Source organism: Pseudomonas sp. So3.2b, from assembly GCF_019464415.1.
Taxonomy (GTDB): domain Bacteria; phylum Pseudomonadota; class Gammaproteobacteria; order Pseudomonadales; family Pseudomonadaceae; genus Aquipseudomonas; species Aquipseudomonas shahriarae.
The window spans coordinates 3,189,844-3,205,467 of record NZ_CP080494.1 but is presented as its reverse complement, the minus strand read 5'-3'; the positions used below and the strand labels follow the sequence as shown (position 1 = coordinate 3,205,467).

14 protein-coding genes are annotated in these 15,624 nt (G+C 51.9%); 2 read left to right on the top strand and 12 right to left on the bottom strand.

Translation table 11 applies throughout. The annotated features are described in order from the left end of the window. Positions 1-20: 20 nt before the first annotated feature. From K1X80_RS14310 to K1X80_RS14295, 5 genes are all read right to left on the bottom strand, one after another. Entirely contained in the window at positions 21-2,546 is a 2,526-nt protein-coding gene (locus K1X80_RS14310; protein ID WP_233096728.1) for a fimbria/pilus outer membrane usher protein, read from the bottom strand. Between the two features lie 35 nt (positions 2,547-2,581). Then, positions 2,582-3,373, bottom strand: a complete 792-nt coding sequence (locus K1X80_RS14305) for a molecular chaperone (RefSeq protein WP_258571512.1) — start codon at positions 3,371-3,373, stop codon at positions 2,582-2,584. A 34-nt stretch (positions 3,374-3,407) separates the two neighbouring features. Beyond that, complete coding sequence (locus K1X80_RS14300) at positions 3,408-3,968, bottom strand: fimbrial protein (RefSeq protein ID WP_198799266.1); 561 nt, start codon at positions 3,966-3,968, stop codon at positions 3,408-3,410. Between the two features lie 228 nt (positions 3,969-4,196). Then, positions 4,197-4,703 carry a fimbrial protein gene (locus K1X80_RS28555; protein WP_370693738.1) on the bottom strand — a complete coding sequence of 169 codons (507 nt, stop codon included), beginning with the start codon at positions 4,701-4,703 and terminating at the stop codon, positions 4,197-4,199. Positions 4,704-4,861: 158 nt separating this feature from the next. Further along, complete coding sequence (locus tag K1X80_RS14295) at positions 4,862-5,494, bottom strand: response regulator transcription factor (RefSeq protein ID WP_128593854.1); 633 nt, start codon at positions 5,492-5,494, stop codon at positions 4,862-4,864. A 273-nt stretch (positions 5,495-5,767) separates the two neighbouring features. Here K1X80_RS14295 and K1X80_RS14290 point away from each other — a divergent pair, with 273 nt between their 5' ends. Continuing rightward, the gene (locus K1X80_RS14290; RefSeq protein WP_164844875.1) at positions 5,768-5,986 is read left to right on the top strand and encodes a carbon storage regulator; all 219 of its coding nucleotides are present in this window, start codon (positions 5,768-5,770) and stop codon (positions 5,984-5,986) included. 203 nt (positions 5,987-6,189) lie between these two features. Here the strand turns inward: K1X80_RS14290 and K1X80_RS14285 are convergent, their stop codons facing one another. The 7 genes from K1X80_RS14285 to K1X80_RS14255 form a co-directional block, all read right to left on the bottom strand. Then, on the bottom strand, positions 6,190-7,263 hold the full coding sequence (locus K1X80_RS14285; RefSeq protein ID WP_220172226.1) for a fimbrial protein: 1,074 nt from the start codon (positions 7,261-7,263) through the stop codon (positions 6,190-6,192). Positions 7,264-7,274: 11 nt separating this feature from the next. Further along, positions 7,275-7,793: a fimbrial protein gene (locus tag K1X80_RS14280; RefSeq protein ID WP_198799265.1), complete on the bottom strand. Its 519-nt coding sequence runs from the start codon at positions 7,791-7,793 to the stop codon at positions 7,275-7,277. After that, positions 7,793-10,408 (bottom strand): fimbria/pilus outer membrane usher protein, encoded by a 2,616-nt coding sequence (locus K1X80_RS14275; RefSeq protein ID WP_164844876.1) that lies wholly within the window; start codon positions 10,406-10,408, stop codon positions 7,793-7,795. The genes K1X80_RS14280 and K1X80_RS14275 overlap by 1 nt, the downstream gene beginning before the upstream one ends. Before the next feature lie 238 nt (positions 10,409-10,646). Continuing rightward, complete coding sequence (locus K1X80_RS14270) at positions 10,647-11,351, bottom strand: fimbria/pilus periplasmic chaperone (protein ID WP_128593859.1); 705 nt, start codon at positions 11,349-11,351, stop codon at positions 10,647-10,649. Positions 11,352-11,398: 47 nt separating this feature from the next. Beyond that, entirely contained in the window at positions 11,399-11,953 is a 555-nt protein-coding gene (locus tag K1X80_RS14265) for a fimbrial protein (protein WP_164844877.1), read from the bottom strand. Positions 11,954-12,047: 94 nt separating this feature from the next. Next, positions 12,048-12,581 carry a fimbrial protein gene (locus tag K1X80_RS14260; RefSeq protein WP_164844878.1) on the bottom strand — a complete coding sequence of 178 codons (534 nt, stop codon included), beginning with the start codon at positions 12,579-12,581 and terminating at the stop codon, positions 12,048-12,050. A 294-nt stretch (positions 12,582-12,875) separates the two neighbouring features. Next, positions 12,876-14,291, bottom strand: a complete 1,416-nt coding sequence (locus K1X80_RS14255; protein WP_198799263.1) for an MATE family efflux transporter — start codon at positions 14,289-14,291, stop codon at positions 12,876-12,878. Between the two features lie 840 nt (positions 14,292-15,131). Here K1X80_RS14255 and K1X80_RS14250 point away from each other — a divergent pair. Then, entirely contained in the window at positions 15,132-15,527 is a 396-nt protein-coding gene (locus tag K1X80_RS14250) for an SGNH/GDSL hydrolase family protein (RefSeq protein WP_128593862.1), read from the top strand. Positions 15,528-15,624 lie beyond the last annotated feature (97 nt).

Genomic DNA, 15,624 nt, shown 5'->3' with positions numbered 1-15,624 from the left:
TCTCCTCAGGTCAAACCGGATTAGGGTTGAACCGCTGTGCATAGGCTGTTTCGGCTTTGCAAGCCCGACCCTTCAGCGTCGGGCGCCGGCAGCAGCAGCAGGCACTGCTGAGTGGCCTCTCGCCCCCAACTGACCCTTACTTGATCCACCCCTTCTGGTACCCGCGCATAGAGCTGCCCTCCCTGCCCGACCAAGCCTAACGACGGACCGGCGGCAAGGCTCACGGTGGCACCAAAAGGTACGGGGCTGCCGTCGGCTAAATGCACAGTGAGCAACAGCGCACGTCCCGCATTGGTTGCGAAATCCACCGCTAAAACAGCCCCGGCGGTGGGCACCACTTTGCGGCTTGATTCGTTCAGATCCACACTCGAGGATGCGCCGCGGGGGTCGATGCCCACCTCGTTAAGTTCATAAGGGCGCAGGTAAGGCACCACGGCATTGCCCTGACCATCCAGCTTGACTCCCGGAAAGCCCACCACTTCAGCCCCTTGGGCGCCCTTGGCACTGATTAACGCAATGGTGTCGCTGCGAAAAGGACTCAGCGTAAGCCCCTTGGGATGCCCAACAAGACTGCCGCCGACACTGACACCCAAGGTGGCATAGTCATCGCCCTGACTCAGCGAGCCGCCGAGGGAGGTTTTGTCGCCTTGGTACTGGCCGTTCCACGAAGTGCCCGACGTGCCACTTGCACCATCACGCTGGAGCCCAACGCCGTAACTGTATTGATTGCCCTCGCCGGAGCTACCGCTGAGGTATAGATCTTCGCTGAGTTGCCCTTGGGCATCGCGTGCCAAGCGCGCCGACAGTTGGGCGTAATGACGCGTTGAGCCAAATGCCAATGGCAGGTTAGCGGTGAGCAGGTAGGTGGTGTCCATTGCCCCGAGTGCCTGGCGGCTGCGGTTGGCATTAAGACTTAACCCCACACGCCCCAATCGGGTGCTGTAGCTGAGTTGATACTGCAAGTCACTTCCCGCCGTGCTCCTGTACCACTGGGATGACGCGCTGAGCCCTAACTGCCCCCACTCTCCGATCTGTTGATTGGCGCTCAGTGTCACACGGCGGCTCATCCGCGAAGCCAGGGTCATGGATGAGAGCACGTTCTTCTCAAACTGTAATCGCTGCGACGCATCGTTGAGATTATGGGCGCCAGTGGCCGAATACCAATAGGATGCTGCCGTGAAGTAACTGCCGGTCTCCAGCACACTCTTGCTGTACAACAGGCGCAGGGTATTGCCGTGTTCTGTGCCACTGAGGAAACGGGTCTTGGACTGCGTCAGGTCAAGCGCCAGTGCGCCCAACTGCGTATTCATGGCCACGCCGGTCAACAACGCGGTGTATTTGTCGCTCGCCTGCAGCCCGCCTTCTCCAGTGAACATATTGTTCAAGCCATGCTGGACGGTAGCTTGGGTAAAGTTGGGCGGATCATCAAGGTACTGATTGCGTAACTGCCCCGCCGTCAAGCTGTAACGCGATACGCCGGGGCGCAACAGTTGACTGACCGAAGCGTAGGGTACGGTGAAGCGTTGCTGGCTGCCATCGGCCTCAATAACGGTCACGCTCAGGTCGCCGCCATAGCCACTTGAGTAGAGGTCGTCGATCACAAACGGTCCAGGCGCGACAAGGATCTCGCGCAAAATGTTGCTCTCCTGACGGATAACCACGCGCGCGCTGGTGCGTGCGATGCCGCGAATCATCGGCGCATAGCCGCGTAGCGATTGCGGCAGCATCCGATCATCCGTGGCCAGTTGCACGCCCCGGTAGAGCACGCCATCAAATAACTCGCCCGTGGTATGGGTCTCCCCAAGCGTGAGCTGGCTTTTAAGGCCCGCCAAATCACGTTGCAGGTATGTGTTCAGCGCCTGGTACGCGGCCCCATTAGTCGGTTGCCAACTCACTGAGCCATTATGGCGAGCACGCCAATGGCTCAGGTTTATTCCGGCGTCAAAGCTCAGGTAGGCTGAGTCTTCGCCATGCCCCTTGAGATTGCGGGTTGCGTTAGCGGAGTAGCCGAAAATCGCTGCGGTGGTGCCGCGGTTCCATAACTCAGGGCTGACATACCCTTGGGCATCACGGCGCAATGCGACTTGGGGAACACTCACGCGCAACATCAAGTCTTGCAGGTTGAATGTCGCGCTGGCGCCCCTCACTGTTTCAGGTAACACCAGACAGGACGGGTCTCCTAAGGGCGTCAGATAGGCTTTCGGGCTGACTCCCAATTCATCCAGCAATTGCGCAGTGAAGCAGGGCAACACGCCCCCCCCCGATGCGGAGAACAGGATATTTTTACGTCCGATGGGCTGTTCATTAACAAACACGTCAGCCCTGTATTGCCCTGGCAACACCGCATTTCCCTTTTGAAAAGGCGCCAGGTCCAGGCTCTCTGAGCCCTCAGGCAGAAAAGCACGGTTAAAAAGCACCTCATCTGCGAAAACCTTTTGCCCACACGACATGCCCAGAGCCAACCACCAGCCAACAACAGGTTTGGATAAACGCGAGGCACTGAAGTACCGAGCCACTTCAGCCCAGGAGTCAAAAAGAGTGTTCATGGATTACTCGTATGCACTGTTCGCAGCGATCGCGACTAAGGCGTTAGCGGCCGCTTGATCAACACATCCGCGCCATAGTCATTGATAGCGCTGAGTTCCACTTGAGCCTGAGGCCCCGGCAGGTTTTTTAGCGTGGGCAAAGCAAAGGAGTGCTTGGACCTCGGCGCGAGCATTTCACTGCCGGCCATAAACCGCTGTTTGCCATCCACCACACCCACTTTGGCTACGGTCACATAAAACGCCGTGGGGTTATGCCCTTCCAGTGCCAGACCTCCGGCCTGGTGGACGATGCGCCATTGAACCTGATCAATAGCGTCGGATGCGTTGCCGCTCAACGTTTCAGGACGATAGAAAATCTTGATTCGCGAGCGAAAAGCCATCTGCAACAAATTAACCGGCGTGCCAGTCTCCGCGGGCGCGGTGGGCACTTCGAGCAGGTTGAAATAATAAACCGACTCTTTATCTTCGGGCAGGCTGGCACCGGTGAACATTAACCGCACACTTTGGCCTTTGTTTGGGTCCATGCGAAATACGGGGGGGGTTAACAAAAAAGGCGCCGTCGAATGGGTGGGGCTAGAGTTTGGATCTCCGCTGTCGACCCAAGTCTGCACCAGTACCGGGAGCACACCGTTGTTGTCCAGCGTCACGGTGATTTCTGCTTCTTGTGCCGGGTAGATCAAGCGTGTGCCGGTAATGACCACACTGGCACTCACCTGACAACAAACCATTGACATCAGCACCGCGGCCATTCCTTGGCGTATCGATATAAGGTAAGCCATAAAATCCCTTGCTTGGCTGATCAAGTTCCCAGTGCTGTCTTTAATCACAAAGGCAGCACTGGGAGTGCTGAGCGGTTGCAGCTTATAGATAGCTGATCGAGTATGTGACAGCCCCCTCAAACCTACCCGCCTGCACCGGTGTACCGGTCGTTAGATATTGAACAGTGTATGACTTCGTCATACCGCCGTTGACAAGAGGGCTGTAGTCAGAGAGTGCTGGTGCATTACCAATGACCACTGCCTCGTTGTTGGAGTCTTTAATTTGCAGCACGACGCCCTTCGCTGCAGCAGCCGCTGGTGCGGATGTATTAAGCACATTACCGCCCGCGATGCCCTCGCCGCTCTCGAAAGCGATTGCGGCACTCCCTGCTGCTGCTGTTGTTACCACTGCAGACGAGCAATTCGTGAGCGCAAAATTTAGTGCCGTAGCGCCTTTGACAGCACCTACGGTATCCATTCCTGTCGAACTTATCGTCGGCAGTGTAACGGTTGTTGTACCCGCAGCAGCGCCATTCACTGTGATGGTGCAGGTGGTAGAGCTGATACCACCGATAAAATTAATAGTACCGTCGGAGGCTGCATTCACAACCTGGATAGACGATGCGATCATCAATAACGACACAGCGATTACTTGACGTTTCATTTTAATAACTTCCCTGGTTAAACTTAAGTCAGATGTGGCGCAACATAAGTGAGCCCTACGCACTTCCTATTGCGCAACACAATCAGCAAAACACATGCAACAGCATCAAACAACTCAAAATCCATAAAGCATGTTTTTCACAAGTTTCCAGACTCGCCCCTCCCTCAGCGCAACGATGCAGCATTTCTACTTTGGTCAGCATGCGACACTCATCAGATCACCCCCCGCTTACTCGTAACTGATTGAATACGTCACACTGGTTTGAAATGGGCCAGAACCTATCGCATCACTATCAGCGATATACCGAACGTAATACTCCATCAAGTCAGCCAAGGGCATGGCGGTCTGATTTAGTTGAGAGGGGTCTCCTACCCTGATGGGATTCATCGACGCGTCGTACAACTGGAGCGCGACCCCGGTGGCTGCGTGGGACGTCAGTTTGTTTTCCAGAGTACCGTTCTCACCCACATTCGATCCACGCTGGAAATACACACGGGCCTTAGTCACCAAACTGGATGAACACCCCGAGAACTTAAACGTGAACCTTGTGCCACCCTTGGTTTCTCCTTCCACCGACATTCCTTTACGGCTCACCCTGGGCAATTGAACTAAAGGCGCAAAAGATGTTGAGTTATTGACAGCAATCGTACACGTTTGCGCCACCAACCTGCCGCCGAATTGGAGGGTACCTTCACTCGCAACCGGTGCGGCTACTACTAGCAGGGCAAACGACATCAACGTCGCTACTAGTGCCCTTACACCGAATTTATCTATCATCAATATACCCCTGGCTGCGTTTACGCTCGTCGCTTAGCAGACTGTTAGGGATGACTTTAGCCCTCAGGCAATCTACCGCCAATGAAGAAGAATGATTCACGACTAGTCACACGGGATCATCCCAGCTTATTGCGAGCCGCTAACGCTTGCAGTTGCGATATCGACTGCAATAACATTTTTTCAAAAATATTGGTTTTATGTACACTGATATGAGGTCTGCCAACATTCATGTGTTCGGCAATTTGCCTATTATTCAACCCCCTCGCCAACCCTTGAAATACCATTAGCTCGCGATCCGTCAACGTAGCAATCAAATCAGTTTCATTGGCAAACGACCGCTCTCGCGTTTTGATAGGTGCGTTAATAAAGTCAAAATAGGCGTAGCCCGAGCGTATGGCCCGAAGAATAAATGCCAGCCCCCGCACATCCCTTGAGACACGTAACGACACCGTCGCCCCGGCACGGCGGTAACGCGCCGAAAAATGCTTGGAGTCTTGCTGTGTCAGCACAATAATTTTCAGTTCGCGGTTGCCGGCACGCAGCTGCCTGATCAATTCAAGGCCCTCAATATTGAAGGTGGCAAGGTCCAGAATTGCAATACTCGCAAGCCGTGTTCGCGCAGCCTCAACAACCTGTGCCGCGCACTCGGTGTTGATCAATACGTTGACAGATTCCGCCTCTAAAATATCGGCCATTTCGCCGCCCATACACCAACGGCCCGACAGCACAACGGCTGATATTGTTTCCATCACTCTTTCCGCCTCTAACACATACTTTTCGAGAACGCTATAAGTGGGCTGCCCTGTGACCAGGCAAGCGCTCGACAAGACGGTCAGCCTAATTCAACACACGCTGCGATTAACCTGAAACATGCTTCTTTTGGCTCATTCACCTTGAGCCTCACTTCAAATCCAATCACGTCAGTGTGCGAGGTGATCAACCGAGCGCATGCCAGGTTTTTCACGGCTTTTGACTTAAGTTAAACGATAGTCAGGTAGATCATGTGCGAACGGAAATATGTCATGGAGGAATCACGCGTGAAAATTATTACACTCAAGGTCGGTGACGCCGGTTGTCTGGGTAGCGACATCAAGATCCGGATACTGACGATCCAAGGTAAGCAGGTCCAATTAGGGTTTGAAGCGCCGAGAGATATCCCTATTTATCGCGCAGAGCTCGTCCTGACGCCGGAAAAACGCCAGCGGCAAAACGATAAGTTAAAGGGTGTAACCTCCGAATAGCCGCTTCTTAGCCTTGCCCCCTATCCTGGTCGTTAATCGACCAGGATAGGGTGTTTTCCCCTTGCAGGATGATGGCACGTAAGCCGCAGACCGCTGTTCTTGCTTAGTTAAACCTCAATGCTCTGGCATACGCATCTGCAATCCGCTGCACCGGTCACTATCTATTGTCGTTCGACAAGAGCGTACCAAGGCAAAACCTCGAATCAATCATAAGCAAAGGTAATGCTGGCTACTGCGTTAGCTTCGCCAGCGGTAATGGAACTGGCAGTCTGAATATACTGCGGGGTCAGTACAAACTGGGCAGTGTTGCTCAGTGTGGCTTTATCCTTCACCCGCCATTGGGCTGCGGAGCTTGAGTCAACAAAGCTCGAGTCAGGTCCATAAATCACCGGTGAACCGCCGTCCTTGAGAAACTGAACGCCTACTCCGGTGGCACTAGCGGTGCCGGGTGTCAACTGCAGCTTATTTGTAGAGTTACTTGAATTATTTTGGTCCGTCATGGTTACCAGAACCCCGATGTCAGGAGTACTGCATTGAAGGCTGACGGTTACCGGCGCGTTTGAAGCAACTGTACTGCCGACCCCGGTGAACAGTAGAGGAGAAACGACGCCCATATTAATGACAGCCGGCGAAAGACTGGCCGTACAACCCCTCTGTTTATACTCCAGTTGGAACGCATTTAAACGCACAGTAGCGACATCTTGACCCAGAGTACCAAAATTACCCCACCCGATAGCACTCCCACCCAGAAGATATGGGCCGGGCTCTATATCCTGACTTGTTGTAATAAACTTTATTTCATATTCATAATGTATGTCGTATGCCAAAAAGCCGCCATCTCGAAACACTTTGTAGTCGTTAAATGTATCCTGTACATGAAGCACACGACTTGAACAATTACCACCGCCAAAATAGCAATCTTTTGAATATGTCCTCAAGACAAATCCAATACCTGATGGACTTCCATTAGGCAGAGCAACGTGGTATACGGTATAGTTTTTTCCAGATTCAGAGTAAGATACATCTGACGTACTAGAACTAATTGTCAGGCCATACGACCCATAACCCAAACTGAAACCTCCTACCACTCGCTGCATACCGCTGTTAATCCAACCAGTTAACGCCTCACCTATTATCGAGCTATTGAGCGCAGGCTTTTGGATGACAACGTTCTCGGCACCTATGTATGAATCAAAGAGGTCCGCCAAAGTGCTGTTAGACGTGAACAACAGCAGCATCGAAAGAACAACAGCACCGCCCTTGCTCATCGCCGTCATGAAAACTCTCATTACTGATACTCCAAAACAAAATTTGCAGTCGCGTTGGCGGGCCCAGCGGTAACCGTACTCGCAGTGGAGCGATACTGCGCATAAAACAATAGTTTATTGTCCCCTTCTACCTGGCTGATCGGAATAGCCGATGCCTGGCTGTTAATTGGAATACTTGCACTGTTCATATCGAGTATTTCAATCGCCAGGCCCTTGGCAACGCCTTCTCCCGGGGTAAGTTGCAGAAGATCGGCGTCATCTGCATCGGCATTGCCTTTAAAAGATACCTTCACCGCCGTTGCGTCATCACCACATCTTTCAAGGCCAATCACGAACTTCTGCTTACCCCAAGGAATGCCTTTTGCGTAAAACTGTTTAGTGGCGACATTACCAAAGTCCACCGTCATCTGCTGCGAAGCGAACGAAACCATGCAACCGTTAGCAGCGATCGCCCCGTTGATATTCACCAGCACGTCATAGGCCGCGGCGTGATGACAGAAGGTCCACCCTGCAATCACCCAAAGAAAGCGCTTTTCCATTACACACACTCCGCCGCCAGTTTGCTGATGTCTTTAAGTTCACTGCCCTCGTCCAGCTGGTAGTTAACCGTGCACTGCCCTCCAGGGCCGTCTTGCCACCACACCTTCAATTGCCCCTCCAGAGCAAGGCCGGACAGGAATACCTGACCGTTGTTACCCACAATGTTATCGCCAGGGGTTGCCGCCTGGGTCACGCTCGCACCGAAAGGCACGGGCATACCTTTGTAAGTAATATTCATAAGTGCACGCACCCCGACTCGCACAGCGAAGGTGCTACGCACCAGAGCACCTTGAGTCGGCACGGCGTAGGCGACTGGGTTGTCCAACTCGATGTTATTGGCCAGCGAATTGATATCCAGGGCTACCCTGTTTTGTCGGTAGGTCGAAGCTGAAGGCACCACGGCATAACCGCGAGAATCGGTTTTTATCCCCACACCGCTGGCAAGCTTCACTTCCTTGGCCAGTGGAGCTTTAACCAGGATGTTGGTTTCCCCCAGCGGCTGACTGAACGTCATACCATCCTCATGAGCCACGATACCGCCACTGAAACCATAATTAAGGCGACTACTGCTGTTGCTATTGTTGTAGCTATAGCCGACATTGGCGTTACCGGAAGCCCCCCGATAATGTGCATTCACGTTACTGCTGGCTACATGATCCTTGTCGCTATAACTTTGTTGTGCGCCATAACTCAGATTATTGTGTTCCAGCGCAGTGCCGGTCACGCCCGCGCTGTATAGCGCATGACCTTTGTTATTGAGTGTCTGCCCATAATTGGCATACGCAGAATTGTTTCGCGGACCTCGTTTACCCGTCCATGCGCCGTCGCCCAATGGCAGGGAGACACTCAGCGCAAAGACCTGATCCGTACTGTCAACCCAAGCGCTTTTGTTATAGCTATAAGAAAGGGAATAATTAACCCCTTTCAGCGAGGTGTGATAACCAGCCTGCAGCAGGTCGGTAACTTCCTTGGTATTCCAAAATGTCTGCCGATGACCGCTGACATACACAGAACCAAAGCCGCCCAATGGTTGAGAAACATTGAGCTGTGCACTGCTGCGCTTTGGGTAATTCAAATTGTAATAGTCGTAGAATTCAGGCTTTTGATAAATTTCGCCGTCTTGAGTTATAACCGACGGTCGCCTTTCCATCATTTTACTGGCCGTATCACTGAAGTTATAAAACCCACGAGTGGAATACTGATAACCCGCCAACTTGAAATTGGTACCGGAACCTATCAAGGTCTTGGCATACAACATGCGGATCGAATAACCGGTATGCTGGCTATCGTCCGCCAGAATGCTGTGGGCCGAAGTCACATCCAGCGACAACGCTCCCCAGTCTCCCAGGTTCTGCCCCGCGCCTAAGGAGTACGCTTTGTATTTCTCTGCATTCTGTACACCGCCGTATAGGGTCAGGCCGTGGGGCAGCCCCCAGGCCAAGGTGCCCTGGAGGATAGTCGGGCTGCTCTGGTAATCAGCGCCCCGTAGCGTACCGGCAACCAGATCGTATTTGAGCCGACCTTCGCGTTGCAAAACCGGCAGCGAAGAATATGGCACGCTGTATTGATTCACTCGACCATCCGCTTCACGCACACTGACTTGCAGATCGCCATTGGACGAGCTTGGATAGAGGTCGTTGATCGTAAAAGGCCCGGCCGCTACGTAGGTTTGATAGATCACGTTCCCGCCCTGACGGATAGTCACCTCGGCGTTGCTGTTGGCAACCCCTCTGACTACCGGAGCGAAACCTCTTTCACTGTCCGCCAGCATGTTGTCATCCGACAGCAGCCGCGCCCCTTCAAAGTTGAAGTTGTTGAAAACCGTATTCGATGTCGATGTCTGCCCCAGTATCAGGCTGCTTTTGATCCCCGGTAGCGCACGTTGCGCGTAACTGTTCAGGGTTTTCCAACTGACGCCGGCATCCGAATAGTAGCCATTGCCCTTGTCAACCGTCGAGTCATTCCTCAAGCGCCAGGCACCGATATTCAGTCCGGTATTGAGGTTCAAGAAATAGTTATCACTGGAAGCACTGTTGGAGGCGGTACTGTGGGCGCCCGTGAAGTTGTAACTGACCAAAAGTGCACTAATGCCATTGTCCCACTCTTCTACAGGTACGAAGCCCCTGGCCTTACCGGTCAACATCGCCTGGGGCACACTCACGTCCAGCCGCAACTGTTCCAGGTTCAAGCGACTTTGCGCCTCAGCCATTAACGACTGTAATTGAACGCAGCTACCCGGCAACACAGACTCTAAACCCGGGACAGCGGCAGGGTTGATATTGAAGTCCTTGATCTCCTCAGCGCTGAAACACGCAGCAAGCGCAGGAGCGCCGTCTTTCGAGTATTGATTTTCCTCAAACACCACATCACGGGTATTGATAAACGCGCCATTCAAGTAGACGTCGACTCGATAGGTGCCTGGCTGAATAGCGTCCGCAGCTGAGAATCTGGTAAGGTCTGCAACTTTCGTTTTGGTGTCGGACAGAAAGGCCGGATCAAAGTACTGATCGGCGTGTACCCAACCCCCATAAATCGAGGCGATCAAATACACATAGATCTTGGTATAACGAAAAGCAATCACGTTGACTGCAGGACGCTTAGTGGCTAAATCCATATTAGCCGGTCGGGGACACCATCTCATTCCGCACACCCTAGTTATTTTATCCATATAAATATCGAGGTTTATAAGCCTTCTTCCAGCGCACTATCTGACAGCACCTCACACGAAGTGGCCGGCTTCAATCCGTATCATTTTCAGTAGTGGCTCATGGCTTATTAAAGGACGAACACATACGAATCGCCATTAAGAAGCTCATTGAGTAAATGCAGAAAGACCAGGATTTACCGCTGCTTTATTTCAGTTTTATCAAAGCGCCGTAATCATTTATAAAGGAATAGTGAAGTTCACCTTTGGCATTTTCCGGCACGCGGACCTTCCCTTGTCCATAAGGTGCGACCATGGTGTTGTCCAATACATGCTCGCCAACTGATACTTTGATCAAACTGATGAAATAAGGTGTTGGATTATTGATGGCCAAGGTGTTACCCACACGCTTGACCTCTACTTTCGATGCTGAGTCCTGAAGCCCGTTTGCCAACTCTTTGGGTCGGTAAAAAAGCTTGATGCGACTGACCACAGCCAGCCGGAGTTTGCTCTGCCCATCATCGGCATCCCGCTTTGTCGAAGGGATCGCCTTGACATTGACCCAGAACAGCGTCTCACGATCCTGTGCCAAGGGCGGACCAGCGTAGACCAGGCGCAAGGTATTCTCGGCGGGTGCGCTTTCTGTTGCTTGCTTGATGACAAACAGGGGGGGCGTCACCATGAAGTCTTGCGTGACCCCACCTTCTGCGGTATCAATCCAGGATTGCAGCAAATAGACATTATTTTTATCTGTATTACTAACAGACAGAGAAACCTGCTTGCTGTCTGCCGGATAAACAACCCGTGTCGCTCCCAGCCCTACCCCTCCGGCGAAAGATGCAGTCGAGACTAACGACAGCAAGAGTGCAACACAGGCAACCATCTTTTTTTTGTACGCATTAAAAACGTCCAAAATCTATTCCTCATCAATTTCCACGATGCATTTTTACATCTTTTCACTTACTGATAGACCAGGGTAAAGTCGGCTGTCGCGTTGGCAATCCCAGGGCGCACAAATTTCTCTACTAATCGGTACTTCGCAAAGAAACTTAAAGTATTGATACCTTTGCTCAACGGCGCATACTCAACGGGATCGGCATTGACTGCTAACAGCTGGTTATCAGCATCAAATAACGCCAGACCAATACCTTGCGCTGCGTCCGTTCCTCCATTAATTGCCAATACCTGCAAATCCTCCTCATTGGCGATGCCGCTAAAGCTGATCCCAACAGACTCACTGACATTACTGTTACAGTCATCCAGCTGAATGGAGAAGGGTACTGCCTGGCTGTCACTGCCAACCCCCGTAAACTGATTACTTCTCACAGTACCCATGAGTACTATCTTGTCGGAGTTACTGATACTGACGGAGCAGGCCCCAGTGGTCACGGCGCCAAACACTGCGACTCTTCCACCAGGAAGTGTTACAACAGTATTAGAGCCGCCTGCAGCATGCACCACTGAATGGGCCGAAATCGTCAAAAAGGCTATCAAAATGCTGATCCATATAGACACTCTATAGACGTTCAAGCTTATACACCCCCTGCCTGCAAGTTCGTTTAGTTATAAAATGCCCGCCCGGGCACTTTATAACCATTCCTCACCTCCGTTATTGATAGTTCACAACGAAGTCAATATTGGCGCTTGCATCGCCTGCTACAACAGCATCCTGCAAAGAAATATAGCTCACTTGAAATGGTAAAATGTTACGACCCGGAATTAACTGGGTCTCCGTACTTACCCCGGTATTGGGAGTAATAACAACGCCATTCTGGTCCCTGATCTGCAAGCCAATGCCCTGGGCCCTGCCACTCCCCATACCCGCATCAAAAGCTGGAAAACCATCGGCGGCGGTTGCTTGAAATTTTATACTCGCAGTTTGCGAAATAACTGTATCGCAGTCCAGCAGCTCAATGGTGAAAGGTGTTCTGGATGCTTCAACCCCCGCCCCCGTAAAGGACGCGAGTCGTACCTGCCCCATATTTACTGTCAATTGCGAAGATGCTGCACTCACTGCACAAGCCGCGTTGACCACGGAACCGGTGAATTTGATTGTGCCTCCCGTTACTGGCGTGACAGCGCTGGCCATGCCACAAGACATCGCTAGAGCCACACCACAGAATGCCGAGATTCCTTTATTCATTACTGATTTCCATCCATTATTGATTGTCATTAAGGGTGTAAGCCTCCCCCTTGATATGAGCGCGGACACCAATGTAGTGTGATCTCCGACCTCATAAAATATGACAGCTAAACAATGCATAAAGAAATCAATCTGAACTTTTTCACAGCTTTTCACACCAATACACTTCTTTTCTCGGTGCTTTTAATACGCCTTATCGAGTGCAGAAGGCACAGACGCTAAAAAGTTTCAGCGCTCGAGGCGACGCAGGTCGTTATCGAGATGTTAGTTATTTACACCAACACGCGGTGAGAACTACCGACGCAATAGCGTGACCACGCCCGTCGCCAGCACAATGGTCGACAGCGGCAATGCCAGTAATATACCGACAACCCCGAGCCAGGGCGCCAGTATCAGCAAAAATGGAATTTGAATGCACATATTTGCCAGTGTAATCATAGTCGCCCTTCTGCTATCGCTGACTGCTTGATAATACGCCGCGGCGAGTACTAAGAATCCGTCCAGAAACAGCACAAACAGATGGAGGCGAACAGCGTCAATGGCTGCCACATCCAACGCAGGGTCTTCGTCGCTGATAAATATTCGCGTGCCAATGTGTGGGAAGATCAGAATCATCAGTACCAACACCACGCCCGTGCCCACCACCCAGCGCATGGCCAGAAAGAACACCTTACGGACTAAAGCCGATTGCCCCGCACCATGAAAGTAGCTGACCAGAGGTTGCATACCACTGGCCAAGCCTTCGGCCAGCAGATAATAAACCGTCATTAAATACCCGGTTATGGCATAGGCCGCCACGTTCACGGTGCTGCCGTAATGCATCAACGCGGTGTTGTGCAATAACGCGGCGAAACTGGCGTAAAGGTACATCAATAAACTGGAAAACCCATTAAGCAGAATCTGCCGACAGGGTACGGGCTGTAGGCCAAACTCGCGCAGGGCCAGGCTTAATGGCAGGGAACTGTAACGGGTGAACAGAAACACCAAGCCGATCAGCGCCGAGAGGGACTCGCCGGTGACTGTCGCAATGGCCGCCCCCTGCAGCCCCCAGCCCAGCTCTACGATAAATACGTAGTCCAGCACTATATTAGTGAGTGCGCCGACAAGCATCATGATGGTGGCCAACATGGGAGCACCCAAGTTTCTGACCAGAATGGGCATGGCAATACTGGCCATTACCAACGGTGAGGACCAACCGATAATTTGCAAATAGCCACTGCCATGGCGCTGCACGGTGGCATTGGCACCTTGCAAAGCAAGCAAGCTATCGCGCCCAGCGATGATCAAGACGCCAACTACAACGCCTAATAATACCAACAGCCACAAGCCTTGTATGAGAAAGCCCTTGGCCCTCTGGAAGTGCCCTTCGCCCTGGGCGATTGAACAATGAACGCCCGCTCCCGCACCAATCATAAGGCCAACACCGGCCATCAGGCCGATCCAGGGCCACGCCATGTTAATGGCTGCCAGCCCTTCGGCGCCCACTACATGTCCAATAAAGATCCCGTCGACGATTTGATACAAACCACTGACCAACATTGCCATGACCGTGGGCAAGGCATAACGCCAATAGGCTGCGGCCACGTTATCAGGCGTAATAGCGATTGAGCGCCTGTTCATATTGCTGACCTGAGCTGATTTGATAGTAAGGGGTTCCAGTCGATTGCCATATGCATCGGCCAGTGTTGTTCTCGTTGAAAATAGATTCACTTCAAATTCAGCGACGTAAACGCGCGGCGCAAGTTACATTAATTTCGAGTAAAAAAAGGCTCAAAAGTCATTAATTCACAATTACTCACACTTAGATGCGACGGGATCCGCTACGTTTCCTGCGGGTATTCTGCTGCGTTCTACGGGACCACCATCTACCGCTGGGTAGGAATCATTTGCCTTGCCAGCGGTGCCGTTTTATACGTCTCGCTGAGAGGCCTTCATGGAAAATAGAGTCCATCATTGAAACCAAGCACACCCATTCATCGCCAATGATAATTCTTCATGAGATTATAGAAAATAAATTAAAAGCTCAGCCTACACTACACATAGATCGAAGAGTTTGTGGTTTACGATTTATGTGCATCCGACAACTTTCGAGAAATGTAGAGTAAAACCTTCCAAACCTCGCGGTTATTACGTTGATTCTAAAAAGAGCAGATACTTTATCTCCCTCCAACACCTTTCTATGAATCGTACGGGTGCGGACTGTCAAGTCTTCAGGAGCAAACATACTAGTGATTCCCGAAGTCTTTGACGAACCCGCCCTCAATCTGGAGGGCTATACCCCGCGACTATCTACTCGCATTCGAGCATGAGCTTACCAAGGCCGCCGACAGCGCGGCAATGATAGAAGCCATGACCTAATTGTATCCCGATGCCGGTATGGGTATTGCGCTACAACTTGGGGCCAAGGTTGCAAAAGATGAAATGAAGTGGGGTTGAAAGCAATAACAAACCCAGGACAACGATCCGCTATTTCACTTAGCAATGGAGGTTGGAGCAAGCACCTTTTCTCCCCTTCAGAAAGCTAAACTACTTTTTAACTGGAGAACATTAATGAGCAAAGCAATTAACATACTTCTCGTCGGCTGGCACCCCGACGCGGTGGATTACAGCAAATGGCCAGGGCTGACACACGAGAAACTTCAGGCCGCTCTGGACACTGATAAAAACACGTTTGAAAGCCTCGGCTACGCGACTGAACTAGGCTTAATCCAAAGTGAACAGACCGCAGAAACGCTCCTTCTCAGTCTTCTTCAGGAAAAACAACGTGATTGCGTCCTGATCGGAGCAGGCGTTCGTACTGATGCCGCGTATCTACGCCTCTTTGAACGCCTCATCAACACAATTCATGAGCATGCTCCCAAGGCAAGAATATGTTTCAACAGCGGACCATTTGATTCGCTCGAGGCTGTGCGGAGGTGGGCCCCTATGCCCCCACCCATTCACTAGGCAATATAAGCGCCGCTATCATCACTGCGTTCAACGGGGGATAACGCCGTTGAACGACTTCGGCCCAGACCGCTGTATGCGCTTGCTCAAGCACAAC

Coding starts and splice junctions, on each gene's coding strand:
- K1X80_RS28555 (WP_370693738.1), bottom strand. CDS start 4,703: ATGTCGTTTGCCCTGCTAGTAGTAGCCGCACCGGTTGCGAGTGAAGGT.
- K1X80_RS14300 (WP_198799266.1), bottom strand. CDS start 3,968: ATGAAACGTCAAGTAATCGCTGTGTCGTTATTGATGATCGCATCGTCT.
- K1X80_RS14310 (WP_233096728.1), bottom strand. CDS start 2,546: ATGAACACTCTTTTTGACTCCTGGGCTGAAGTGGCTCGGTACTTCAGT.
- K1X80_RS14285 (WP_220172226.1), bottom strand. CDS start 7,263: ATGACGGCGATGAGCAAGGGCGGTGCTGTTGTTCTTTCGATGCTGCTG.
- K1X80_RS14275 (WP_164844876.1), bottom strand. CDS start 10,408: ATGGATTTAGCCACTAAGCGTCCTGCAGTCAACGTGATTGCTTTTCGT.
- K1X80_RS14290 (WP_164844875.1), top strand. CDS start 5,768: ATGGAGGAATCACGCGTGAAAATTATTACACTCAAGGTCGGTGACGCC.
- K1X80_RS14250 (WP_128593862.1), top strand. CDS start 15,132: ATGAGCAAAGCAATTAACATACTTCTCGTCGGCTGGCACCCCGACGCG.
- K1X80_RS14280 (WP_198799265.1), bottom strand. CDS start 7,793: ATGGAAAAGCGCTTTCTTTGGGTGATTGCAGGGTGGACCTTCTGTCAT.
- K1X80_RS14260 (WP_164844878.1), bottom strand. CDS start 12,581: ATGAATAAAGGAATCTCGGCATTCTGTGGTGTGGCTCTAGCGATGTCT.
- K1X80_RS14295 (WP_128593854.1), bottom strand. CDS start 5,494: ATGGAAACAATATCAGCCGTTGTGCTGTCGGGCCGTTGGTGTATGGGC.